This is a genomic window from Streptomyces sp. NPDC001728 (assembly GCF_040297565.1).
Taxonomy (GTDB): Bacteria; Actinomycetota; Actinomycetes; order Streptomycetales; family Streptomycetaceae; genus Streptomyces.
Genome location: NZ_JBEOZK010000018.1, coordinates 13,801 through 36,768, shown reverse-complemented (window position 1 = coordinate 36,768; position 22,968 = coordinate 13,801). Strand labels below are relative to the sequence as shown.

26 protein-coding genes and 1 riboswitch are annotated in these 22,968 nt (G+C 72.8%); of the genes, 15 read left to right on the top strand and 11 right to left on the bottom strand.

The annotated features are described in order from the left end of the window. Nucleotides 1-103: 103 nt before the first annotated feature. Nucleotides 104-667, top strand: coding sequence for an RNA polymerase sigma factor (locus ABT154_RS24525; RefSeq protein WP_502969576.1), 564 nt, complete (start codon nt 104-106; stop codon nt 665-667). Beyond that, nucleotides 664-1,446, top strand: a complete 783-nt coding sequence (locus ABT154_RS24520) for a zf-HC2 domain-containing protein (RefSeq protein WP_351859060.1) — start codon at nt 664-666, stop codon at nt 1,444-1,446. Before ABT154_RS24525 ends, ABT154_RS24520 begins: the two co-directional genes overlap by 4 nt. A gap of 95 nt (nt 1,447-1,541) precedes the next feature. Here the strand turns inward: ABT154_RS24520 and ABT154_RS24515 are convergent, their stop codons facing one another. After that, nucleotides 1,542-2,555 carry a DUF3048 domain-containing protein gene (locus ABT154_RS24515; RefSeq protein WP_351859058.1) on the bottom strand — a complete coding sequence of 338 codons (1,014 nt, stop codon included), beginning with the start codon at nt 2,553-2,555 and terminating at the stop codon, nt 1,542-1,544. Between the two features lie 78 nt (nt 2,556-2,633). Between ABT154_RS24515 and ABT154_RS24510 the strand changes: the two genes are divergently transcribed. After that, nucleotides 2,634-3,353, top strand: coding sequence for a lysophospholipid acyltransferase family protein (locus ABT154_RS24510; protein WP_351859056.1), 720 nt, complete (start codon nt 2,634-2,636; stop codon nt 3,351-3,353). A 64-nt stretch (nt 3,354-3,417) separates the two neighbouring features. Further along, nucleotides 3,418-4,449: an NAD-dependent epimerase/dehydratase family protein gene (locus ABT154_RS24505; RefSeq protein ID WP_351859054.1), complete on the top strand. Its 1,032-nt coding sequence runs from the start codon at nt 3,418-3,420 to the stop codon at nt 4,447-4,449. A 65-nt stretch (nt 4,450-4,514) separates the two neighbouring features. Here ABT154_RS24505 and ABT154_RS24500 read toward each other — a convergent pair whose 3' ends face one another. From ABT154_RS24500 to ABT154_RS24465, 8 genes are all read right to left on the bottom strand, one after another. Continuing rightward, nucleotides 4,515-6,095, bottom strand: a complete 1,581-nt coding sequence (locus ABT154_RS24500) for an alpha/beta hydrolase (protein WP_351859052.1) — start codon at nt 6,093-6,095, stop codon at nt 4,515-4,517. A gap of 175 nt (nt 6,096-6,270) precedes the next feature. Continuing rightward, the gene (locus ABT154_RS24495) at nt 6,271-7,056 is read right to left on the bottom strand and encodes an urease accessory protein UreD (RefSeq protein ID WP_351859050.1); all 786 of its coding nucleotides are present in this window, start codon (nt 7,054-7,056) and stop codon (nt 6,271-6,273) included. Next, the gene (gene ureG, locus ABT154_RS24490; RefSeq protein WP_351859048.1) at nt 7,053-7,730 is read right to left on the bottom strand and encodes an urease accessory protein UreG; all 678 of its coding nucleotides are present in this window, start codon (nt 7,728-7,730) and stop codon (nt 7,053-7,055) included. The genes ABT154_RS24495 and ureG overlap by 4 nt, the downstream gene beginning before the upstream one ends. A gap of 98 nt (nt 7,731-7,828) precedes the next feature. Then, nucleotides 7,829-8,494, bottom strand: a complete 666-nt coding sequence (locus ABT154_RS24485) for an urease accessory protein UreF (RefSeq protein WP_351859046.1) — start codon at nt 8,492-8,494, stop codon at nt 7,829-7,831. Beyond that, nucleotides 8,494-10,215 (bottom strand): urease subunit alpha, encoded by a 1,722-nt coding sequence (locus ABT154_RS24480; RefSeq protein WP_351859044.1) that lies wholly within the window; start codon nt 10,213-10,215, stop codon nt 8,494-8,496. Before ABT154_RS24480 ends, ABT154_RS24485 begins: the two co-directional genes overlap by 1 nt. Next, nucleotides 10,208-10,549, bottom strand: coding sequence for an urease subunit beta (locus ABT154_RS24475; protein ID WP_351859042.1), 342 nt, complete (start codon nt 10,547-10,549; stop codon nt 10,208-10,210). The genes ABT154_RS24480 and ABT154_RS24475 overlap by 8 nt, the downstream gene beginning before the upstream one ends. Nucleotides 10,550-10,562: 13 nt before the next feature. Continuing rightward, nucleotides 10,563-10,865, bottom strand: coding sequence for an urease subunit gamma (locus ABT154_RS24470; RefSeq protein WP_351859040.1), 303 nt, complete (start codon nt 10,863-10,865; stop codon nt 10,563-10,565). Between the two features lie 183 nt (nt 10,866-11,048). Then, complete coding sequence (locus tag ABT154_RS24465; protein WP_351859038.1) at nt 11,049-11,327, bottom strand: type II toxin-antitoxin system Phd/YefM family antitoxin; 279 nt, start codon at nt 11,325-11,327, stop codon at nt 11,049-11,051. 58 nt (nt 11,328-11,385) lie between these two features. On the opposite strand from ABT154_RS24465, the gene ABT154_RS24460 reads away from it, so the two are divergent. From ABT154_RS24460 to ABT154_RS24450, 3 genes are all read left to right on the top strand, one after another. Then, nucleotides 11,386-12,009: an ATP-dependent Clp protease proteolytic subunit gene (locus tag ABT154_RS24460; protein WP_351859036.1), complete on the top strand. Its 624-nt coding sequence runs from the start codon at nt 11,386-11,388 to the stop codon at nt 12,007-12,009. Nucleotides 12,010-12,016: 7 nt separating this feature from the next. After that, nucleotides 12,017-12,322 (top strand): hypothetical protein, encoded by a 306-nt coding sequence (locus ABT154_RS24455; RefSeq protein ID WP_317877967.1) that lies wholly within the window; start codon nt 12,017-12,019, stop codon nt 12,320-12,322. A gap of 399 nt (nt 12,323-12,721) precedes the next feature. Then, nucleotides 12,722-12,843, top strand: a riboswitch (cyclic di-AMP (ydaO/yuaA leader). Nucleotides 12,844-12,846: 3 nt separating this feature from the next. Beyond that, nucleotides 12,847-13,323: a C40 family peptidase gene (locus ABT154_RS24450; RefSeq protein ID WP_317877966.1), complete on the top strand. Its 477-nt coding sequence runs from the start codon at nt 12,847-12,849 to the stop codon at nt 13,321-13,323. Between the two features lie 105 nt (nt 13,324-13,428). Here ABT154_RS24450 and ABT154_RS24445 read toward each other — a convergent pair whose 3' ends face one another. Both ABT154_RS24445 and ABT154_RS24440 read right to left on the bottom strand, forming a co-directional pair. After that, nucleotides 13,429-13,866 carry an ATP-binding protein gene (locus ABT154_RS24445; protein ID WP_351859033.1) on the bottom strand — a complete coding sequence of 146 codons (438 nt, stop codon included), beginning with the start codon at nt 13,864-13,866 and terminating at the stop codon, nt 13,429-13,431. A gap of 164 nt (nt 13,867-14,030) precedes the next feature. Then, nucleotides 14,031-15,218, bottom strand: a complete 1,188-nt coding sequence (locus ABT154_RS24440) for an 8-amino-7-oxononanoate synthase (protein WP_351859031.1) — start codon at nt 15,216-15,218, stop codon at nt 14,031-14,033. 143 nt (nt 15,219-15,361) lie between these two features. Between ABT154_RS24440 and bioB the strand changes: the two genes are divergently transcribed. The 8 genes from bioB (at nt 15,362) to ABT154_RS24400 (ending at nt 22,940) form a co-directional block, all read left to right on the top strand. After that, the gene (bioB, locus tag ABT154_RS24435; protein ID WP_351859029.1) at nt 15,362-16,657 is read left to right on the top strand and encodes a biotin synthase BioB; all 1,296 of its coding nucleotides are present in this window, start codon (nt 15,362-15,364) and stop codon (nt 16,655-16,657) included. Between the two features lie 64 nt (nt 16,658-16,721). Next, entirely contained in the window at nt 16,722-17,942 is a 1,221-nt protein-coding gene (locus ABT154_RS24430) for an adenosylmethionine--8-amino-7-oxononanoate transaminase (RefSeq protein ID WP_351859250.1), read from the top strand. Nucleotides 17,943-17,962: 20 nt separating this feature from the next. Continuing rightward, nucleotides 17,963-18,682 (top strand): dethiobiotin synthase, encoded by a 720-nt coding sequence (gene bioD / locus ABT154_RS24425; protein WP_351859027.1) that lies wholly within the window; start codon nt 17,963-17,965, stop codon nt 18,680-18,682. Between the two features lie 68 nt (nt 18,683-18,750). Continuing rightward, on the top strand, nt 18,751-19,095 hold the full coding sequence (locus tag ABT154_RS24420; RefSeq protein ID WP_351859025.1) for a VOC family protein: 345 nt from the start codon (nt 18,751-18,753) through the stop codon (nt 19,093-19,095). A gap of 10 nt (nt 19,096-19,105) precedes the next feature. Beyond that, nucleotides 19,106-19,783 (top strand): class I SAM-dependent methyltransferase, encoded by a 678-nt coding sequence (locus ABT154_RS24415; RefSeq protein WP_351859023.1) that lies wholly within the window; start codon nt 19,106-19,108, stop codon nt 19,781-19,783. A gap of 96 nt (nt 19,784-19,879) precedes the next feature. After that, a complete protein-coding gene (locus ABT154_RS24410; protein WP_351859021.1) occupies nt 19,880-20,305 on the top strand; it encodes a GNAT family N-acetyltransferase in 426 nt (141 codons plus the stop codon). Nucleotides 20,306-20,577: 272 nt separating this feature from the next. Further along, nucleotides 20,578-21,924, top strand: coding sequence for a hemolysin family protein (locus ABT154_RS24405; RefSeq protein WP_351859019.1), 1,347 nt, complete (start codon nt 20,578-20,580; stop codon nt 21,922-21,924). Then, nucleotides 21,921-22,940: a hemolysin family protein gene (locus ABT154_RS24400; RefSeq protein ID WP_351859017.1), complete on the top strand. Its 1,020-nt coding sequence runs from the start codon at nt 21,921-21,923 to the stop codon at nt 22,938-22,940. Before ABT154_RS24405 ends, ABT154_RS24400 begins: the two co-directional genes overlap by 4 nt. Nucleotides 22,941-22,968: the final 28 nt, after the last annotated feature.

Sequence of the window (22,968 nt, the reverse complement as noted above, 5' to 3'; positions counted from 1 at the left end):
GGGGCCGGAGGAGGAGAATGAGGGGGTGTTCCCGCACGGATCCGGATCCGGCGCAATCCCCTGGGGGCGGCGAAACGTATCCAGGGGTATGCGGAGCATGGGTATGTCGCTCGGGCACGCGCCGGACGAGGCGCTGCTGTCCGGCCTGACCACCGGAGATCCCGAGATCGCCGTCGCGTTCGTGCGCCGTTTCCAGCGCACGGTGTTCGGTGTCGCGGTCGCCGTCGTCGGCGACACCCAGCTCGCCGAGGACATCGCCCAGCAGACCTTCGAGCGGGCCTGGCGGCACGCCTCGGTCTACGACGCGCGGCGTGGTTCGGTGAAGACCTGGCTGACGACCATCGCCCACAACCTCGCGGTCGACGCGGTGCGGGCGCGCCGGGCCGACCCTGTGGCCCCGGAGGATCTGGACGCCCTCCTCGGCGTCATGACCGACACCCCCGAGGACCGGGCCCTCGACGCCGAGACGACGGCCGGGATCGGGGCGGCCCTGGCCCGCCTGCCGAGGGAACAGGCCCGCGCGCTGGCGATGGCCGCGATCTACGGGATGACCGCGCGGGAGGTCGCCGACTTCGAGGACATTCCGCTGGGTACGGCGAAGACGCGGATCAGGACGGCGCTGCGCAGGCTGCGGGCGGCATGGGGAGCCGAGGTGAACCGGCGATGAGCGACGACCTGACCTGTGAGGGACTGAGGGAGCTCGACGCCGAACTGGCGCTGGGTGTGCTCCCGGCGCGGGAGCGTGCCCTCGCGGTCGCGCATCTGGACCACTGCCCCGGGTGCCGGGAGCACATCGCGCGGCTGACCCCCCTCGGTGACGGCCTGCTGGGGCTGCTGCCCGGCTCGGAGCCGCCGGTGGGCTTCGAGACCCGCGTCACCGCACGGTTCGGGGAGCTGTTCACCGAGCGGTTCGGCGAGCGGCCCGAGCGCGTGGAGAACTCCGGGCCGCCCGAGCCCATCCAGAAGTCCGACCGGCCCGAGCGGTCCCGGACGTCGGCGCGGCGCCGCCTCCTGCGTCCCCGGCTCGCGGCGGCCGGCGCCGCCCTCGCGGTCGCCTGTGGCTTCGGTGGCTGGGCGATCAGCACCGCCGTGAACGAGCCGCTGGTGGCCTCCGCCCCCGCGCATCCGGCGCACAGCGGTCTGCTGGAGGCGGCTCTGGTCGCCGACGGTCGCGAGGTCGGCCGGATCTACGCCCACCCCGGCACGCCGGGCTGGGTCTACATGTCCGTCGAGCTGAACGGACGGGACGGACCGGTCCGCTGCCGCCTCGAACGTACCGACGGCAGCGCGGTTCCCCTCGGCTCCTTCGCCCTCAAGGGCGGGTACGGCTACTGGGGCGCGCCGGCGAACGTGGATCCCTCGGCGGTGTCCGGCGCCCAGCTGCTCGCTCCCGACGGCTCGGTGCTGGCCACCGCGCGGTTCCCGTCGGCCGTGGTCGCCTCCTGACGGGTCGGCCGTGGTCGCCTCCTGACGGGTCGGCCGTGGTCGCCTCGTGACGGGCGGTCCCGCCGTGGCACCTCCCCCGGGCCTTCCGGAAGGGGCTAGCCCTTGGGGGCGAGTACCACCCAGATCTGTCCCGGTGCGAAGGCGAGCGGCTTGCCGGCCGGGGTGGTGAACGTGGTGCCGGACGTCGCCTTGGGCCGGGCCCAGTGGGCCTCGTACGACCGCCCGTCCCGCAGCACCTGCGCCGTACCGCTGCCGACGCTCTCGGTGTACGGGGAGATGTTGCCGAGGAAGTCGTGGAAGCGCGAGGGGCGGATGTTCACGTGCTGGACGACGACGGTCGTCGGCTTGAGCGGTCCCGTATCGGTGGTGCGGGCCGCACGCCCGTCCATCGCGACCCGCCAGTCCTTCTCCGCCGCGTTCCAGGTGAAGGTGTAGCGGGCGGCGGGGTAGCGCACGGTGCGCTCGCGGACCGGGGTGCCGCCCTCGGGGGCGGGCCCGAAGCGGAAGCCGATGTCCTGGGAGAGGCCGGCGTCCGGGGCCGCGGCCAGGGCGCGGCCGGGCAGCAGGTACAGGTTGTGGGGGGCCGGACGGGCGGCGCTGCGGACGAACGCCCGGGGGGCGTCCTCCTGTGGCAGCGGGTACAGCGGGGCGGCCTTGAGCAGGGGTTTCAGGGCGGTCTGGGAGCCGGAGTAGGCGAGCGCCGGGGTACCGAACTGGGCGAGGAGTTCGATGTCGGACTCGCGGGCGCTGCGGACGGGGCCGGTCCGGTCGGGGAGGCGGGAGGAGTAGACGGCGAGGAGCCTGGTCACCCCTCCCTCGACCTGTTCGACGTAGACGAGGTCGGCCGAGCCGAGGCCGGTGTGGGGGCGGGCCTCGGCCACGTTGTCGATCTTGACGGCGAGGACGGGGGCGGGTTTCGCCGGGAGCCCGGTGAAGGGCGAGCGCCCGGTGGCTGCGGGGCTCGTGGTGGCGGGCACGGGGGTGGGTGTGGGGGACGGTTCCGGTGTGCCCGGGTGGGAGCAGCCGTACAGCCCGGCCGCCGTCAGCGCGCACAGCAGCGCGGTGAGGACACGGCCGGGGCGTCTGGTACCACGCTGGTCGTCCGTCATGGTGACGCTCCCCCACCAGTGGACCACGGGCCCCCGCGCCGATACAACGGGTGGAAGGACGACGAACGGGGGTCGCGGGTGTTCTACCACCTGATGAAGTACGTACTGCTCGGACCGCTCCTGAGACTGCTCTTCCGGCCCCGGATCGAGGGGCTCGAACACATCCCGGAGGAGGGTGCGGCGATCGTCGCGGGCAACCACCTCTCCTTCTCGGACCATTTCCTGATGCCGGTGGTGCTCGACCGGCGGATCACCTTTCTGGCGAAGCAGGAGTACTTCACGGGGCCGGGGATCAAGGGGCGGCTGACGGCCGCGTTCTTCCGGGCCGCCGGCCAGATCCCGGTGGACCGGTCGGGGAAGGAGGCCGGGCGGGCGGCGATCCGTGAGGGGCTCGGGGTGCTGGACCGGGGGGAGCTGCTCGGCATCTACCCGGAGGGGACGCGTTCGCACGACGGGCGGCTGTACAAGGGCAAGGTGGGGGTGGCGGTGATGGCGCTGACGGCGGGGGTGCCGGTGGTGCCCTGCGCGATGGTGGGGACCTTCGAGATCCAGCCGCCGGGGAAGGTCGTGCCGAGGGTCCGCCGGGTCACCATCCGGTTCGGGGAGCCGCTGGACTTCTCCCGGTTCAGGGGTTCGGCCGGTGAGAAGGCGGTGGTCCGCGCGGTGACGGACGAGATCATGTACGAGATCCTGCGGTTGTCCGGGCAGGAGTACGTGGACGAGTACGCGGCGGTGGTGAAGGCCGCGGCGGAGGAGAACGAGGGCCCGGCGCGAAAGTTCCCCCGGGGAGAACGCTGAGGGCGGATCCGCGCGTGGCGCAATGCCCTGGGCCGCCGTCCCCGCCGCCCTTAGCGTCGCGTTCATGACCAAGGGAAACGCGTTCGTGCTGGGCGGATCGGGACAGGTGGGGCGGGCGGCCGTGCGGGCGCTCGTCGCGGACGGCTGGGAGGTGACGGCCGCCTCGCGGGGCGGCGGCAGGGACGGCGGCTGGCCGGACGAGGTCCGGTCGGTCCGGCTCGACCGGAACGAGGAGGGCGCCTTGGCGTCGGCGCTCGGCGGGGGCACCGACGTCCTGGTGGACATGGTGGCGTACGACGCCGGGCACGCCGCACAGTTGACCGGGCTGGCGGACCGGATCGGTTCGGCGGTGGTGATCTCCAGCGGGGCGGTGTACGAGGACGAGAAGGGGCGCAGCTTCGACACGCAGGACCGGCCGGACGGCTTCCCGGCCTATCCGGTGCCGATCCCGGAGGACTGGCGGACGGTCGCCCCCGGTCACGGCACGTACGGCACGCGCAAGATCGCCCTGGAACGGCATCTGCTCGCGGCGGGCGAGACACTGCCGACGACGCTGGTGCGGGCGGGCGCGATCCACGGGCCGCACTGCCCGGGTCCGCGCGAGCTGTGGTTCGTGAAGCGGGCGTTGGACGGCCGGCCGGTGCGTCTCCTCGCGTACGGCGGGACCTCGCGGTTCCATCCGGCCCATGTCGACAACCTGGCGGAGCTGATCCGGCTGGCGGCGGCGAAGCCGGGCAGCCGGGTGCTGAACGGCGCGGACCCGGAGGCGCCGACGGTGGCCGAGATCGGGGGGGCGATCGACGCGGTCGTGGGCGTCACGAGTGAGACGGTGCTGATCGAGGGAGCGCCGGACGGGCTCGTGGGGCTCACCCCGTGGACCTCGGAGCATCCGATCGTCTACGACATGACGGCGGCGCAGCGGGAGTTGGGCTACCGGCCGGTGGTGTCGTACACCGCGTCGCTGCCGGAGACGGTCGCGTGGCTGAGCGAGCGGGTGGCGGGACGAGACTGGCGGGAGGTCTTCCCGGGGCTGGCGAAGTACGGGGTGGACTTCTTCGACTACGCGGCCGAGGACGCCTGGCTGGCCTCGCGGTGAGACGGTGGAGAGGGGCGGGGCCGTCGCACGGCCCCGCCCCCCTCCTCATCCGGTTCCGGACGGTGTTACGGCTGCGGAGTGGCGTGCGGGGCGCACGTCTGGTCCGTGGCGTCGACCTTGCCGGTCAGCAGGTAGGTCTCGACCTTGGCGTTGAGGCAGGGGTTGACCAGGTTGGTGATGCCGTGCGAGCCGGCGTCCTTCTCCGTGATCAGTCGCGAGCCCTTGAAACGCTTGTGCAGCTCGACGGCGCCGGCGTACGGGGTGGCGGCGTCACGCTCGGACTGGGCGATGAGCACCGGCGGCAGGCCCTTGCCGGTCTTCACCTCCGTCGGGCGCTGGCGCGGGGCGGACCAGGTGGCGCAGGGGAGGTTCATCCACGCGTTGGCCCAGGTCATGAAGGGGTACTGCTCGTGGAGGCGGGTGTTGTCCCGGTCCCACTTCTTCCAGCTGGTCGGCCAGGCGGCGTCGTTGCACTCGACCGCGGTGTAGACGGCGTTGCCGTTCTCCGAGGCGATGTTGCCGGCCGTGTCGGTGAGGTCGGCCGCGGCGTTGTCGATCAGCGGCTGCGGGTCACCGGCGGCGTACGCGCTCCAGGCCTCGGCCACCAGGGCCCAGGTGGAGTCGTAGTACGGGGCGTTCTGGAAGAAGCCGATGAGCTCCGCCGGGCCGACCTTCCCGCCGAGGGGGGCCTTCTTGGCGGCGGCGCGCAGGGTCACCCACTGCTGCTGGACCTCCGCCAGGGTGTCCCCGAGGTGGTAGGTGGCGTCGTTCTGGGCGACCCAGGTCATCCAGTCCTTGAGCCGGCCCTCGAAGGCGATGTCCTGGTCGAGGTTGACCTCGTACCAGATCTTCCGCGTCGACGGGTTGACGACGCTGTCGAGGACCATGCGGCGGACGTGGCTCGGGAAGAGCGTGCCGTAGACCGCGCCGAGGTAGGTGCCGTAGGAGACGCCGACGAAGTTGAGCTTCTGCTCGCCGAGGGCGGCGCGGACGACGTCGAGGTCGCGGGCGGTGTTGGGGGTGTTCATGAAGGGCAGCAGGTCGCCGCTCTTCTCGGCACAGCCCTTGGCGTAGTCGGCGGCGAGCTTGCGCTGCGCGAGCTTGTCGGCCTCGCTGTCGGGGACCGGGTCGGGCTTGGGGCCCTTGACGAAGTCGGTCGGGTCGACGCAGGAGATGGGGGCCGACTTGCCGACGCCGCGCGGGTCGAAGCCCACGAAGTCGTAGGCCTTGGCGGCGTTCGCCCAGATCGCGTTCTTGGTGGTGACCCGGCGGGGGAAGCGGAGGCCGGAGCCGCCGGGACCGCCCGGGTTGTAGAGCAGCGCGCCCTGGCGCTCGGCGGGGGTGCCGGTGGCCTTGATGCGGTCGACGGCGATCTTGATCTTCTTGCCGTTGGGCTTCGCGTAGTCGACGGGAACGCTGACCCAGCCGCACTTGATCGGCTTCTCCAGGCCCCAGTCGGCCGGGCAGTCCTGCCAGTCGATGCCCGTCTGGGCGGCGCGGGCGGCGGCGACGGCGACGCCGATCGACTCCGCGTCGCGCAGATGGCGGTTGCTGTCGGCGTTCGCCGCCGGGGCGGCGAGTGCGCCCACGACGAGCGTGCCCGCTATCAGAGTGCCGGCCGAGCCGAGCACCGCTGTGCGTCTCACATGTCCTCCCCCAGTGGGCGCCGCCCCCGTGGCAGCGCCGCGTGTTGGTTGTCGGGGGATCCTTTCGTCCCGGGGGCTCCAGATGAAAGGGCGAACACCTGTTTCTTTGCCGAACCAATAACCGGTGAACGGTGTACCGCTGAGCGGTGACCTCGCAAAGACCTCTCAGGAACGGTCAGAACGGGGCGAGTTCGGACAGAATCCTGTCGAGCAGGCGTCGCAGCGTGAGCGCGTCCGGCGCGACCGCGGTGGCGAGGGCGGCGGGCCCGGCCAGCGGGGTGACGGCGGCGTTCTCCCCGAACAGCGCGGCCCGTACCGGCTTCCCGGCGAAAGCCGGGTCGACGACCAGGAGTTGACCGGTGGCCCGGTGGCCTCCGAGCACCGCGCCGCCGTCCCAGCCGCCGGGAGCGCCGGGGCCGCAGGCCAGTTCCTGGTCGAGCAGGGGCCGTCCGGCCCTGCGCACGGTGAGCCGGGTGAACAGGGTGCCGGGCGGTTCGCCGTGGCGGCCGAGGATCTGCTCCTCACGGAGGACCAGCCGCGCGGTGGGCGCGAGCTCCACGACGGTCCGCATCCGCAGGTCCGACCCCCGGACCGAGACCAGCTGTTCCGGCAGCCAGCGGAGCACGGCCCCGTCGCCGACGGTGATCCGCAGGTCGTACGCGGCGGGCTCGGCGCTCCGGCCCGGCAGGGCGAGGGTGGCGGCGGCGGAGTCGACCAGGAGCCGGGCCCCGTCCCGTACCTCGGTCTCGATCGCGAGCCGGTCACCGCCGAGCGGGGCGCTCATCGCCCCGACGACGGTGACCCGGGTGTACGGACCGGAGGCCTCCGCGTACGACCCGGCGGCGCCCGTGTACGGGCCGGCCGCCCGGGTGCGGCGCAGGGCGAGCGGGCCGTCGCTGACCAGGAGCGGCAGCCCTCCGTCCGCGTCGGCGGCGATCCGGGCCGTGGCGCGCAGGCTCACGCGGTCCAGGCCACGAGCTGGGCGCGGACCCAGTCGGCGACGGGCGCGACGCCGTTCTCGGCGCGCAGCGAGGTGAAGGCGACGGGCAGTTCGCCGCGCTGCGCCTCGGCGTCGCGCGCCATCCGCTCCAGGTCGGAGCCCACATGGGGGGCGAGGTCGGTCTTGTTGACGACGAGGAGGTCGGCGGTGGTGACGCCCGGGCCGCCCTTGCGCGGGATGTCGTCGCCGCCGGCCACGTCGATGACGAAGATCTGGGCGTCGACGAGTCCCTTGGAGAAGGTGGCGGTGAGGTTGTCGCCGCCGGACTCGACGAGGATGAGGTCGAGCGGCCCGACCGCCTCCTCCAGTTCCTCGACGGCTTCGAGGTTGGCGGAGATGTCGTCACGGATGGCGGTGTGGGGGCAGGCGCCGGTCTCGACGGCCTGGATACGCTCGGGCGGCAGGACGGCGTTGCGGAGCAGGAACTCGGCGTCCTCCCGGGTGTAGATGTCGTTGGTGACGACGGCGAGCGAGAGGGTGTCGCGCAGGACCCGGCAGAGGGCGGCGACGGTGGCGGTCTTGCCCGAGCCGACCGGACCGCCGAGCCCGATGCGCAGGGCGCGGCGGGTGCCGTCGGGGCGGTGGGCGTCGGCCGAGACGGCGCCGTGGTGGTCGTGGGAGTGGTCGAGGTGCACGGGGCGGCTCCAGCGGTTCTCAGGAGTGGTGCTCAGAAGTCGTACTCAGGAGCGGGTGCTCGGGAGCGGTGCTCACGGGTCATGCTCACGGGTGGTGCTCAGGACGCGAAGAGGCGGACGGGCCAAGCCGCGTGCTGCTCGGCGGTGATGTCGAGGAGGGGCGCCGAGGCGGCGGGCAGGGCGTCGACGCCCTGCCGGGCGGCAGCGGCGGCTTCCTCGGCGACCAGGTCCATGGCGGGGGCGAGCCGGGCGAGGACGGCGGTGGCCTGGAAGGGGTCCAGGCCCAACAGTCGGACCGTGGCGGTGGCGGGGCCACTGACGGTCTCGTACGCGACGCAGTGCGCGGCGTCCTCGGGGCCGAGCCCGGCGGAGCGGGCGGCGAGCCCGAGGACGACGGGCTGGTGGGCGCCGCGCGGGAACGCGGCGGCGAGCGCGTCGAGTTCGGGTCCCGGCCAGGTGGCGCGGGCCGCCCGCATCATCTGCCGGCCCAGCCTGCGGGCGGCGGCGCGCAGGGCGAGTGAGGGGGTGCGGGCGTCGGCGGCGGCGTCGAGCGCGTGCGGGTCGTGGCCGAGCGCCGCGGCGGCGGCGAGGGCCGCCGCGGTGAGACCGCTGGTGTGCAGCCTGCCGCGGCAGAAGGCGGCGAGGCTCGCGGCGTCCGTGATCCGGCCCGCCTTGACGGCGGCCTCGGCCCCGCCGGAGTGGGCGTGCCCGCCGGCGGGGAAACGCCCGTCGGCGAGCACGAGAAGGGCGGCGCGACTCGTCATCAGAAGAGGAAGTAGCGCTGGGCCATGGGCAGTTCGGCGGCGGGCGCCGGTTCGACCGCCTCACCGTCGATGGTCACCGTGAAGGTGTCGGCGTCGACCTCGACGCGGGGCAGCGCGTCGTTCTCCCGCATGTCTGCCTTGGACACCCGCCGGGTGTTGCCGATCGCCGTGAACTCCTTGTTCACGCCGAGCCGTTGGGCGATGTCGTCCTCGATCGCCGCCTGGGCGACGAAGTTGACCGAGCCGGCCGCCGCGGCCTTGCCGAGCGCGCCGAACATGGGGCGGGGCAGCACCGGCTGGGGGGTGGGGATGGAGGCGTTGGCGTCGCCCATCTGCGCGTAGGCGATCTGTCCGCCCTTGAGGACGACGAGCGGCTTGACCCCGAAGAAGGCGGGCTCCCACAGGACCAGGTCGGCGAGCTTGCCGGGCTCGACGGAGCCGATGAGGTGGCCCATGCCCTGGGCGACGGCCGGGTTGATCGTGTACTTGGCGACGTATCGGCGCGCCCGGTGGTTGTCGGCGCGGCCGTCGCCGGGCAGGGCGCCGCGTCGCTTCTTCATGACGTGGGCGGTCTGCCAGGTACGCATGATCACCTCGCCGATCCGGCCCATGGCCTGGGCGTCGGAGGAGATGATCGAGATGGCGCCGAGGTCGTGGAGGACGTCCTCGGCGGCGATCGTGGAGGGCCGGATGCGGGACTCCGCGAAGGCGAGGTCCTCGGGGACGGCCGGGTTGAGGTGGTGGCAGACCATCAGCATGTCGAGGTGTTCCTCGATGGTGTTGAGGGTGTGCGGCCGGGTCGGGTTGGTGGAGCTGGGCAGGATGTACGGCTCGGAGACCACGGTGATGATGTCGGGGGCGTGCCCGCCGCCGGCGCCCTCGGTGTGGTACGCGTGGACGGTGCGGCCTGCGATGGCGGCGAGGGTGTCGCCGACGAAGCCCGCCTCGTTCAGGGTGTCGGTGTGGATGGCGAGCTGGGCGCCCGTCTCCTCGCACACGTCCAGACAGGTGTCGATGACGGCGGGGGTGGCACCCCAGTCCTCGTGGATCTTGAATCCGAGGGCTCCGCCGCGCAGTTGGGAGTGCATGGCTTCGCGGGACATCGTGTTGCCCTTGCCGAGCAGACCGATGTTGACGGGGAAGGTGTCCAGGGCCTCGAACATCCGGGCCGTGTGCCAGGGGCCCGGGGTGACGGTGGTGGCCTTGGTGCCCTCGGCGGGTCCCGTGCCGCCGCCGACGAGGGTGGTGACGCCGGTGGCGAGGGCCTGTTCGACGACGGTCGGCGAGATGAAGTGGACGTGGGTGTCGACGGCTCCGGCGGTGACGATCCGGCCGTTGCCGACGATGATCTCGGTCTCGGGGCCGATCACCAGGTCGGGGTGGACGCCGTCCATGGTGTCGGGGTTGCCGGCCTTGCCGAGGGCGGTGATCCGGCCGTCCCTGATGCCGATGTCGGCCTTGACGATCCCCCAGTGGTCGATGACGACGACGCCGGTGATCACCGTGTCGGGGGCGCCCTCGGCACGGGTGGTGCGGGCCTGGCCCATGGACTCGCGGATGACCTTGCCGCCGCCGAAGACGGCTTCGTCGCCGGCGCGGCCGGGGCCTCCGCTGCGGTCCTCCTCGATCTCCACGAGAAGGTCGGTGTCGGCGAGCCGGACGCGGTCGCCGGTGGTGGGGCCGAACAGGTCGGCGTAGACGGCGCGGTGGAGGTCAGGCACGGTCGCCGTCCTTGTCCTGGGCGGTGGGGTCGAGGGGGCCGGCGGTCTCGCCGCGCAGGCCGGGCACGATCCGGCGGCCGGCGAGGGGGACGAGCTCGACCTCGACGGGGATGCCGGGCTCGAAGCGGACGGCGGTGCCGGCGGCGATGTGCAGCCGCCGCCCGCGCGCGACGCCGCGGTCGAACTCCAGACCGGGGTTGATCTCGGCGAAGTGGTAGTGGGAGCCGACCTGGACGGGCCGGTCGGCGGCGTTGAGCACGGTCAGGCGGGTGACGGGGCGTCCCTCGTTGAGGGTGACGGGGCCGTCCGCGTAAAGGATCTCTCCGGGGATCATCGCGGCGCCCCGTTCAGATGATGGGGTCGTGGACGGTGACGAGCTTGGTGCCGTCCGGGAAGGTGGCCTCGACCTGGACGTCGTGGATCATCTCGGGGATGCCGTCCATGACTTCTTCGCGGGTGAGCACCTCGCGTCCGGAGGCCATCAGCTCGGCGACCGTGCGGCCCTCCCTGGCGCCTTCGAGGACATGGGCGGTGAGCAGGGCGACGGCCTCGGGGTGGTTGAGGAGCACCCCGCGGGCCCTGCGCTTCTCCGCCACGTCCGCCGCCACATGGATCATTAGGCGTTCCTGTTCGTGCGGACTCAACTGCACTCTTCCACCTCACAGTCGTCTGCCGGGAGGAACCCCGGACAGCTGCGGACCCTACCGATCGTCAACACCTTGTTGAACTGCGGAGATGCGGTACGCGAGCAGACATTGCACGTTAGGGCGGAAGTTTTTCCGGCTCGTTAACTTCGTCTTTGCGATCTCATGATCGTCGGACCGGTCGCGCGCTCAAGAGGAGCCGGGCTCGCGGTGGCGGGCGGCGATGCCGAAGCGGCCCTGTTCGCCCGGAGCGGAGTCGAGCGTGCGCAGGCGGGAGACCGTACTGACCACCTGCTCGTCGGCGGGCTTCTCGGCCGCCTCCAGTTCCGCCAGGTCAGCGGCGGAGACCAGGGCGACTAGGGGCTTGCCGTGCCGGGTGACGACGACGCGCTCACCGCCGTACACGACGCGGTTGATGAGGTCGGCGAGCTCAGCCCGCGCTTGCGTCACCGGGATCTCGTAGGTCATGCTCCCCATCTTACGAGCTGTACGTCCTGTACATTTTTTACAGATGGAGGTGCCAGCCATGGATGCTCGCCATGTCCTGCCCGAGTTCACGGAGCGGACCAGCTACGGAACCCGGACCCTCGACCCCTACTCCAAGCTCCTCGAATCCCGGATCGTCTTCCTCGGCACGCCGATCGACGAGGCCTCCGCCAACGACGTGATCGCCCAGCTCCTCCACCTCGACCACGCGGCGCCGGGCCAGGACCTCTCGCTCTACATCAACTCCCCCGGCGGCTCCGTCACCGCCATGACCGCGGTCTACGACACCCTCCGCTCGCTCCACTGCGACGTGGAGACCACCTGCCTCGGCCAGGCGGAGTCCACCGCCGCGGTCCTGCTGGCCGCGGGCACGCCGGGCAAGCGCGCGATGCTGCCCGGCGCACGGATCACCCTCCGACAGCCCGCCGTGGACGAGCCGCTCCAGGGGCAGCTCAGCGACCTCGACCTGCACGCCGGCGAACTGCTCCGGCTGCGCGCCCTGATGGCCGGGATGCTCACCGAGCACACGGGACGGACGCGGGAGCGGATCGACGCCGACCTCGACCGCCTCACCATCTTGGACGCGCCGGCGGCCGTGGCGTACGGCCTGGTGGACCATGTGATCACGAGCCGGCGGGACGCCGTCGGCCCCACGGAGCGGTGAGCCGGCCGTGGTCCCCGAGCTGCCGCCGCTGCCCGCCCTGACGCGGGCCGAGGGCGAGTTCGTCGACGCCTACCTCGAAGTCGTCGACCTCCTGGGGAGGATCAACCCCTCCAGGGGCACGCACACCTACGGGGCGCTGCGCGCGGCCCAGGCCCTGGTGAAGCGGGCCGAGGCGCTGCGCGAGGCCGTGACCCTGATGCACGCGCGGGGCGAGAGCGAGGTGCACGCGGACACCTTGGCGCGCGCCCTGCGGGTGCTGGACGGGGAGCGCAGGACTGGCCGCGTCACCGTCCCGGAAGCACGCGCGAGTTGACATTCCGGCGTGCCGTGTCCAGGTCCGGACGGCCGACACGAACCGCAGAATCGATCCCCCGTTCGGCGTAGTCGGCAAGTCGATATATATGCCGAGTGAGTTGCGCAGCAGGCGTACACATCTGGCTGAATCGGGCGTTCCGTCGCTGGTGCGGGGCTCGTCGGCCAAACCTCCGACGATCACGAAAGCATCCTGTCCACCCGAATGGATCAGTCGTGAGGAGCCTCACATATCGCCGTTTCAGCTCGGATTTCGCCCTGTTCGTGAGTCAAGATCCCTGTCGACGACAAGCCCCCGCCGCCGCGGCGGGGCGGTCCGGGCGGACGCCGAGTCCTGCCGCTGTCCCGGATGTCTGGTCGACAGGAGTGGATCGGCAGGAGTGGAGGACCCGATTTAGACGGGACGTACGCGCTGTTTCGGCAGCGAGGCCGTCCCTTGGGGTGAAGCCGCAGCCGCGGCCGGGCATCTTCGCCAGCCCGAACCCGACAGGTCATCCTTCGCAGGCGGCTGACGAAGGGTTGCGCATGACCGCGCAGATGCACGTCCCGTCCCTGCTGTCCCGGGCCGGAGCCGTCTCGGCTCTCACCCTCGCCGCCGTCGGCGGCACGCTGTTCGCACCAGGTGCGGCAGCGGAGGCCCAGGCAGCGACGAACTACGCGAACAAGGCACTGAGCGTCGCCGCGTCCAAGAAGGGAGCCCCGTACCGGTACGGGAGCACCGGGCCCACGAGGTTCGACTGCTCCGGTCTGACGCTCTACGCGTACAAGAAGGCGGGCAAGTCGCTGCCACGCACCGCGCAGCAGCAGTACAACAGGACCCGGCACATCTCCGCCGGCAGCAGACAGAAGGGGGACCTGGTCTTCTTCCACTCCGGCGGAAGGGTGTACCACGTGGGCATCTACGCGGGCAGCGGCAAGATCTGGCACTCGCCCAAGACAGGCTCCTGGGTGAAGCTCGACAGGATCTGGTCGTCCAAGGTCTACTACGGCCGCGTCCGCTGATCCGGCGACGGTAGCGGTGCGACCCCGAGGGGTACGGCGGCGCCACCGCACCCCCGCACGGTCAGGGCTCCGGCCCGTACGGTCAGGGATCGGCCCAGCCGGGCCCTAGCGGCTCGCCAGTGGGGCCGGTGTCCAGGGGAGGGTGATCCACACCGTCTTCCCGCCCTCCGCGGTCGGGGTGAACGAGAGACGGCCGCCCGCCTCCGCCGCCAGGGAGCGGATGATGACCATGCCCCGGCCGTTGTCCTGCTGGACCGCGGCCGGAAGGCGGCGCGGCAGTCTCGGATGGCTGTCCGTCACACCGATGAGGAGCCGTTCCTCGCGCTCCAGGCGGACGTCCACCGTGAACGTGGGCGACTGGCCGAGGGTGTGCAGCACGGCGTTGGTGGCCAGTTCGGAGACGATGATCCGGATCGCGTCCGCCGTCTCGGCGGCGTCGTCGAGGCCCCATCCGCCGAGCACCTCCGCGACGAACCGCCGGGCCGTGGGGACCGAGGCGGGCTCGCTCGGCAGAGTGACGGATGCTTCCTGCTGATCTGCCATGGCGACGCTGTCCCTTTCCCGCCGGGGTCGCTGCCCCGGATTGCGCTTGGGGCGTCAGAGTGGCACCGATCGGACCGCGCCGGGCGGCGTTCCACCAAGATATGTCCCCATCTGTCGCCCGATGCGGTGAACTCTGCGGCCCGGGAGCCCTCTTGGGCCGCCCTTCACCCCTGCCTGGCGGCCGGCGCCGTCCGGAGGATCGTCGCCACCGCGCGCTCGATCTGCGCGTCCGTCAGATCGGCCCGCGCGGTGAGCCGCAACCGCGAGATGCCGTCGGGCACCGACGGCGGCCGGAAGCAGCCGACCGCCAGCCCCTGTGCGCGGCAGTCCGCAGCCCACCGCAGCGCCGCCTCCGGGGAGGGCGCCCGCACCGAGACGACGGCGGCGTCGGGCCGGGCCGCCGTGAGGCCCGCCTCGGTGAGCAGCCCGTGCAGGGTGGTGGCGACGGTACGGGCCCGCTCGGCGAGGTCCGGTTCGGCGACCAGCAGCCGCAGGCTCGCGAGCGCGCCGCCCGCGGCGGCGGGGGCCAGCCCGGTGTCGAAGATGAAGGTGCGGGCCGCGTTCACCAGGTGCTCGATCACCCGGGCCGGCCCGAGGACGGCGCCGCCCTGACTGCCGAGGGACTTGGAGAGGGTCAGCGTGGCCACCACGTCCTCGTCGCCCGCGAGCCCCGCCTCGTGGAGGGCGCCCCGGCCCCCTTCGCCGAGGACGCCGAGGCCGTGGGCGTCGTCCACGACGAGTCCCGCGCCGTGCGCGCGGCAGGCCTCGGCCAGCCTCGGCAGCGGGGCCTTGTCGCCGTCGACGGAGAAGACGGAGTCGCTGACGACCAGAGCCCGTCGGCCCGAGTGCGCGTCGAGCGTCTTGGCGACGGCCTCGGGGTCGGTGTGCGGGACGACGGCCGTCTCGGCGCGCGCGAGGCGGCAGCCGTCGACGATCGAGGCGTGGTTGGACGCGTCGGACACGATCAGGGAGTCCCGGCCGCCGAGCGCGGTCAGCGCGGCCAGGTTGGCGGTGTAGCCGGAGGAGAGGACGAGGGCGGCCTCGAAGCCGCAGAACTCGGCGAGTTCGCGTTCGAGCCGGGTGTGCAGCCGGGTGGTGCCGGTGACGAGCCGGGAGCCCGTCGAGCCCGCGCCCCAGCGCACGGCCGCCTCGGCCGCGGCCCCGGTGACCTCCGGGCGGCGGGTCAGCCCGAGGTAGTCGTTGCTCGCCAGGTCGAGCAGCTCCGACTCGGCGCTCCGGGGCCGCAGCGTACGGACCAGACCGGCGTCGGCCCGGCGTCGCGCCTCGGCGTCGGTCCAGTCGAACGCGGTACGGCGCGGGCCCGCGGCCCGTGCCTCCTCGGCCTGAGACATACGGCGATCCTTTTGTAGGCAGCGCACAGACCCTAGCCGGAGCCTGCCGAGGTCGGGATGTGGTCATCCACACACCCCGATCGGAGTCGTTTGTTCGGATCCTCCTTGGCCGAGGGGCGGGCGGTAGGCCAGGATCAGCGGTTATGGACCTGCTGAACACGCTGGTGGAGAAGGGGCTGCGGCGCGAGCTGCCGACCCGTGAAGAAGCGCTCGCCGTCCTGGCGACCTCCGACGACGAACTGCTCGATGTGGTGGCGGCGGCCGGCAAGGTGCGCCGCCAGTGGTTCGGGCGGCGGGTGAAGCTCAACTACCTGGTGAACCTGAAGTCGGGGCTGTGCCCCGAGGACTGCTCGTACTGCTCGCAGCGGCTCGGCTCGAAGGCCGAGATCCTCAAGTACACCTGGCTCAAGCCGGACGAGGCGTCCCAGGCGGCGGCGGCCGGTGTCGCGGGCGGCGCCAAGCGGGTCTGCCTGGTGGCGAGCGGCCGGGGTCCGACGGACCGGGACGTCGAGCGGGTCGGCAGGACCATCGAGGCCATCAAGGAGCAGAACGAGGGCGTCGAGGTCTGCGCCTGCCTCGGGCTGCTCTCGGACGGCCAGGCGGAGCGGCTGCGGGACGCCGGCGCCGACGCGTACAACCACAACCTGAACACCTCCGAGGCGACGTACGAGGGGATCACCAAGACCCACACGTACGCGGACCGGGTGGACACCGTGCGGAAGGCGCACGCCGCCGGTCTGTCGGCCTGCTCGGGTCTGATCGCGGGCATGGGCGAGTCCGACGAGGACCTCGTCGACGTCGTGTACGCGCTGCGCGCGCTCGACTCGGACTCGGTGCCGGTCAACTTCCTCATCCCCTTCGAGGGGACGCCGCTCGCCAAGGAGTGGAACCTCACCCCGCAGCGCTGTCTGCGGATCCTCGCGATGGTGCGGTTCGTCTGCCCCGACGTCGAGGTCCGGATCGCCGGCGGCCGTGAGGTCCATCTGCGCTCGATGCAGCCGCTGGCCCTGCACATCGCCAACTCGATCTTCCTCGGCGACTACCTGACCAGCGAGGGCCAGGCCGGCCAGGCCGACCTGGACATGATCGCGGACGCGGGCTTCGAAGTGGAGGGAGCGGGTACCACCACGCTGCCCCAGCACCGTGCGGACGCGCTCGCGGCGGCGGGTGCGACGGGCGGCTGCGACTCGAAGGCCTCGGCGGGCTGCGGTTCGGAGGCCTCCGCGGACGGCGCGGGCTGCGGCTCCCACGCGGAGGCGGGCGGCGGCTGCGGCCCCTGCGGCGGGCACGCGGCGCCGGAGGCGGCCGATGCCCCCGAGGCGTCCGAGGCCCCGGCGGTGTCTGCGGCTCCGGCGGCTCCCGCGGCCAACGAGCCCCGGCCGGACCTGGTCGCCGTGCGCCGCCGCGGCGCCGGTACGGACCTCGCCCCGAACGCGTAACGCCGTGCGCAACGAAGAACTCCTCACCCTGGACCGGGCGCACGTCTGGCATCCGTACGGCCCCATGCCCGGCCGCACGGACCCGCTGGTCGTCGCGTCCGCGTCCGGCGTACGCCTCCGGCTCACCGAACCCGCCGAGGGACAGGCCGAGTTGATCGACGGCATGTCCTCCTGGTGGTCGGCGGTCCACGGCTACAACCACCCGGTGCTCAACGACGCGGTGCGCGGCCAGCTGGACCGGATGAGCCATGTCATGTTCGGCGGGCTCACCCACGAACCCGCCGTCCGGCTCGCCGCCCGGCTCGTCGAGATCACCCCCGAGCCGCTGCGGCACGTCTTCCTCAGCGACTCGGGCTCCGTCTCGGTCGAGGTCGCAGTCAAGATGTGCCTCCAGTACTGGCGTTCGCTCGGGCGCCCCGAGAAGCAGCGGCTGCTCACCTGGCGCGGCGGCTACCACGGCGACACCTGGCAGCCGATGTCCGTGTGCGACCCGGAGGGCGGGATGCACGAGCTGTGGTCGGGGGTGCTCCAGCGGCAGGTGTTCGTGGACGCCCCGCCGGCCGCGTACGAGGAGTCGTACGCGGAGCTGCTGCGGACCGAGATCGGGAAGCACGCGCACGAACTGGCCGCGGTGATCGTGGAGCCGGTGGTGCAGGGCGCGGGCGGGATGCGTTTCCACGACCCGGAGTACCTGCGGGTGCTGCGCGAGGCCTGCGACGCCCACGACGTGCTGCTCGTCCTCGACGAGATCGCCACCGGGTTCGGCCGTACGGGCACGCTGTTCGCCGCCGACCAGGTGGGGATCTCCCCCGATGTGATGTGTCTGGGCAAGGCGCTGACCGGCGGTTATCTCTCGATGGCGGCGACGCTCTGCACGAGCCGGGTCGCCGAGGGGATCTCTCGGGGCGAGGTCCCGGTGCTCGCGCACGGCCCGACGTTCATGGGGAACCCGCTGGCGTCCGCCGTGGCCTGCGCCTCGATCGACCTGCTGCTCTCCCAGGACTGGGAGGCCGAGGTCAAGCGGATCGAGACGGGGCTGCGGGAGGGTCTCGCCCCGGCCGCCGGCCTCCCCGGGGTCCGGGAGGTACGGGTGCTCGGCGCGATCGGCGTCGTCCAGCTGGACCACGAGGTCGACATGGCCGCGGCGACGCGCGCGGCGGTCCGGGAGGGCGTGTGGCTGCGCCCGTTCCGCGACCTGATCTACACGATGCCGCCGTTTGTGACGGGCGACGAGGACCTGGCCCGGATCTGCGCCGCCGTGCGCGCGGCCGCCTCGGCGGGCTGAGCGGAAGGACTGGGACAGCAGTGGGAATCGTCGTCGTCAGCGGTACGGGCACGGAGATCGGCAAGACGGTGGTGACGGCGGCGGTGGCCGCCGTGGCCACCGCCGCGGGTCGGTCGGTCGCCGTCCTCAAGCCCGCGCAGACCGGGGTCGGGCGGGATGAGGCCGGTGACGCGGCCGAGGTCGTCCGGCTCTCGGGCGCCGTGGGCCACGCCGAGCTGGGCCGCTTCCCGGAGCCGCTGGCCCCCGGTACGGCGGCCCGGCGGGCCGGGCTCGCTCCGGTGGGCCCCCGGGAGGTCGCCGAGGCGGCCCGGAAGCTGGCCGCCGCACACGACCTGGTGCTCGTGGAGGGGGCGGGCGGGCTGCTCGTCCGCTTCGACGAGGAGGGCGGCACACTCGCGGACGCGGCGGCGCTGCTCGGCGCACCGGTCCTGGTGGTCGTCCCGGCCGGCCTGGGGACGCTCAACTCGACGGCCCTGACGGCCGAGGCGCTGAGGGCGCGCGGGATCGAGCTGCTGGGCGTGGTCGTCGGCAGCTGGCCGGACGCGCCGGACCTGGCCGCGCGCTGCAATCTGGCGGACCTGCCGGAGGCGGCGGGCGCCCCGCTGCTCGGGGCCGTACCGGAGGGGTCGGGGGCGCTCGACCCGGCCGGGTTCCGGGCGGGGGCGGGCGGCTGGCTGGCGCCCGCGCTCGGGGGCGACTGGGACGCGGAGGCCTTCCGGGAGCGGTTCGCCGCCGAGTGACCCGGGCGACTGATGCGCCGCGCCGCCGAATCAGCCCCGGCCGGAGGATGACTCCGTAGGCTAGGGCCATGCGCGCTCACGTTCAGGAGATCGTCTTCGACTGTGCGGGTCCCCCGGCGCTCGTCCGCTTCTGGGCCGGGCTCCTCGGGGGTTCCCCGGTGGACCGGAGCGAGGACTGGTCGTACGTGGACCCGCCGGGGTTCGTCCGTCTCGCCTTCCAGCGGGTGCCGGAAGACAAGGCGGTGAAGAACCGCGTCCACCTCGACCTGGAGGTGGAGGACCCGGACGCGGCGGCCGATGAGGCGCTGCGGTCGGGTGCCGTCCGGGTCGGGAACCCGGTGACCGACGAGCAGGGCACGTTCCAGGTCATGCGGGACCCGGAGGGGAACGAGTTCTGCTTCGTGACGGGCTGAGGAGGCTCCCATGACACCGTCGCGCTCCGCGCCGCCGCCCCCGTCGTCCGCCGCGCCCCATGTGCACCATCCGCTGTTCGCCCGTTTCTATGCCCGGGTCAGCGTGTCCGCCGACACGAAGGGCGGTCTGGGCGAGCTCCGGGCGGAACTGCTCGCGGGGCTCTCGGGCCGGGTGCTGGAGATCGGCGCCGGGAACGGGCTCAACTTCGCGCACTACCCCGAAGGCGTCACCGAGGTGGTGGCCGTCGAGCCGGAGGCCCGGCTGCGCCGGCTCGCCCAGGAGGCCGCGCGCACGGCCCCGGTCCGGGTGACCGTACTACCGGACACGGCGGAGGCCCTGCCCCTGGAGGACGCCTCCTTCGAAGCGGCGGTGGCCTCCCTCGTCCTGTGCACGGTACGGGACCTCCCGCGGGCCCTCGGGGAGCTGCACCGGGTGCTGCGCCCCGGCGGGGAACTGCGCTTCTTCGAGCACGGGATGGCCGACACGCCCGGCCTCGCGCGCGTGCAGCGGGGTCTGGACCGGACGGTCTGGCCGCTGCTCTTCGGCGGCTGCCACACCGCCCGCGCCCCGCTGGCGGCGATCGAGGCGGCCGGGTTCATGTTGGGCCCGCACCGCTCCTTCGACATCCCCGAGAAGGGGCCCCGGCTGCCGTCGTCCCCGTGCGTGCTGGGCGTCGCGCGCCGGTAGTGGGGTGCTCCGGTTCGCGCTCCTGCCCCTCGGCGGGGTGTCTCTCCCCTCGAAACTCCGTGGCGCGGGCCGCTCCCAGCCTGATGGGATCCGGCCATGATCGATCTGCGGATACGTACTGCCACCCCTGACGACGCCGAGGCCGTCCTCGCCTTCTGGCGGGAGTCCGCGAAGGGGACGTCGATCTCGGACGACGTGCACGGGGTGACCCGGCTCATCGAGCGCGACCCCGAGGCGCTCCTGCTCGCGGTGGACGACGGCCTGATCGTGGGCTCCGTCATCGCGGGCTGGGACGGCTGGCGCGCCTCCCTCTACCGGCTGGCCGTGCTGCCCTCGCACCGTCGGCGCGGCATCTCGACCGCGCTCCTGAAGGCGGCGGAGGAACGGTTCCTCGCCCTCGGCGGACGACGGGCCGACGCCATGGTCCTGGAGGCCAACGAGACCGGGCACCGCGTGTGGACGGCCGCCGGCTACGGCCGCGAGGACCGCTGGCGCCGCTGGGTGAAGCCGCTCACCGGCTGAGCCTCGACGCCTGCTGGCCCGTGGGTGATCACCACCGCGGGGCCGCCGGCCCGGGGGCGTAACCACCACAGGGGGTGATCACGCCCCCCCTTTTGCCGATCCTTTACCATGGTCTCTCCACACGTCCCGACGACCGAAAGGTGTGAGCGTCCGCCCATGGGCGAGCCTCCCAGTAGTACGGATCCCCGTACCGGATCCGGAAGCACCGGCTCCGACAGCCGACACCGCGCGTTCCTCCTCCCCCTGACTGATCATGGGACGGAGGTGAACCGATGACCGAAGTGCTTCTGCTCCTCCTGGCGCTCCTGCTCTCCGTGGCGTGCGGCGCCTTCGTCGCGGCCGAGTTCTCGCTGACCACGGTCGAGCGCGGCGAGCTCGAAGCCGCCGCCGAGCGCGGCGAGCGCGGCGCGGCCGGGGCCCTCAAGGCCGTCAGATCGCTCACCTTCCAGCTCTCCGGCGCCCAGTTGGGCATCACCGTCACCAACCTGGTGGTCGGCATGCTCTCCGAGCCGTCGATCTCCAAGCTGATCCGCGGCCCGCTCGAAGACCTCGGGTTCTCCGAATCCGTGGCCTCCTCGGTGGCGCTGGTCCTGGGCACCGCCCTGTCGACCGTCGTCCTGATGGTCGTCGGCGAGCTGGTCCCGAAGAACTGGGCGATCTCCTCGCCCCTCGCGGTCGCGAAGGTCGTCGCCACCCCGCAGCGGGTGTTCACCGCCGCTTTCAAGCCGCTGATCAGCCATCTCAACAACACCGCCAACCGGATCCTGCGCCGCCTCGGCATGGAGCCGACCGAGGAGCTGGCCTCCGCCCGCTCCCCGCAGGAGCTGGTGGCGCTCGCCCGGCACTCCGCCAAGGAGGGCGCCCTCGAGGCGGACACGGCCGAGCTGTTCGTCCGCACCCTCAACCTGGCCGCGCTGACCGCCGAGAACGTGATGACGCCCCGCGTCCAGGTCACCGCCCTCGAGGTGCAGGCCACCGCCGAGGACGTCGCCAACGCGACCCGGGCGACCGGTCTGTCCCGCTTCCCCGTCTACCGCGGCAGCCTCGACTCGGTCGTCGGCATCGCGCACATCAAGGACGTGCTCGCCATACCGGCCTCGGAGCGCCCGCACCGCCGGATCGGGGAGCTGCTGCGCGAGCCGCTGCTCGTCCCCGAGACCCTCACCGTGGACCGCCTCCTGGACCGGCTGTCCGGGAAGCAGACGATGGCCGTGGTCATCGACGAGTACGGCGGCACGGCCGGGGTCGCGACCCTGGAGGACATCGTCGAGGAGGTCGTGGGCGAGGTCCGCGACGAGCACGACCCGCACGAGACGCCGGACCTGGCGCGGGCGGGCGAGGACGCGGACGGCCATGAGCTGTGGTCCGCCGACGGCGCCGCCCGCACCGACCAGGTGGGCGCGATCGGGCTGCGCCTCCCGGACGGCCCGTACGAGACGCTCGCCGGTGTCCTCGCCCATGAGCTGGGCCGTATCCCGGCCGTCGGCGACAGCGTGGAGCTCGCCGGCTGGCGGCTCGACGTCGTCGACTCCTCGGGCCGGCGCGCGGCGCGCGTGCTGCTGCACGCCCCCGCGCACGACACCGGGAACGAGAACGAGACCGGGGAGGCCGGCCGATGATCGTCGTCCAGCTGTTGATCGGCTTCCTCACCCTGGTGGTCAACGCCTTCTTCGTCGGCGCCGAGTTCGCCCTGATCTCGGTCCGCCGCAGCCAGATCGAACCACTGGCCGAGGCCGGGAACCGGCGGGCGCGCAGCGTCATCTGGGGCCTGGAGCACGTCTCCGCGCTGCTCGCGGCGGCCCAGCTCGGCATCACGCTCTGCACCCTGGTGCTCGGCATCGTCGCCGAGCCGGCCATCGCGCACCTGCTCGAACCGGTCTTCGACGCGTTCGGCGTGCCGGAGGGCCTGGTCCACCCGATCTCGTTCGTGATCGCGCTGAGCGTGGCCACGTACCTGCACATGCTGCTCGGCGAGATGGTCCCGAAGAACATCGCGCTGGCCGAGCCCTCGCGCACCGCGCTGCTCCTCGGGCCGCCGCTGGTGACGCTCGCGCGGGCGCTGCGGCCGGTGATCTTCGCGATCAACGCCTTCGCGAACGCGCTGCTCAGGCTGTTGCGGGTGGAGGTCAAGGACGAGGTCGCGGCGACCTTCTCGGACGACGAGCTGGCCCGGATGGTCACCGACGCCGGTGACGCCGGACTCCTCGACGACCGGGCCGCCGAGCGGCTGCACGACGCCCTGGAACTGGGCCGGCGCCCGGTCCAGGACGTCGTGATGCCGGCGGAGAAGGTGGTGTACGCGGAGGTCGGCACGACTCCCGAGGAGCTGGAGGTGCTGGCGGCGCGGACGGGCTTCTCGCGCTTCCCCGTCGTCGACGCCGACCACCGCATCCTGGGCTATCTGCACGTCAAGGACGCCCTGGACGTCTCGCCGCGCGATCTGCCGTTCCCGGTGTCCGCGCTGCGGCCGATCGCCCGGGTCCGGGCGGTCACCCCGCTCGACGACGTCCTGACGGCGATGCGCCGCAGCCGGACCCATCTGGCGGCCGTCCTCGACGAGGACGGCAAGCCTGCCGGGCTCGTCACGATGGAGGACGTGCTGCGGGAACTGGTGGGCCGCCCGGCGGCGCCGTAACCGCACCGCGTCACGCACACACGAGGGG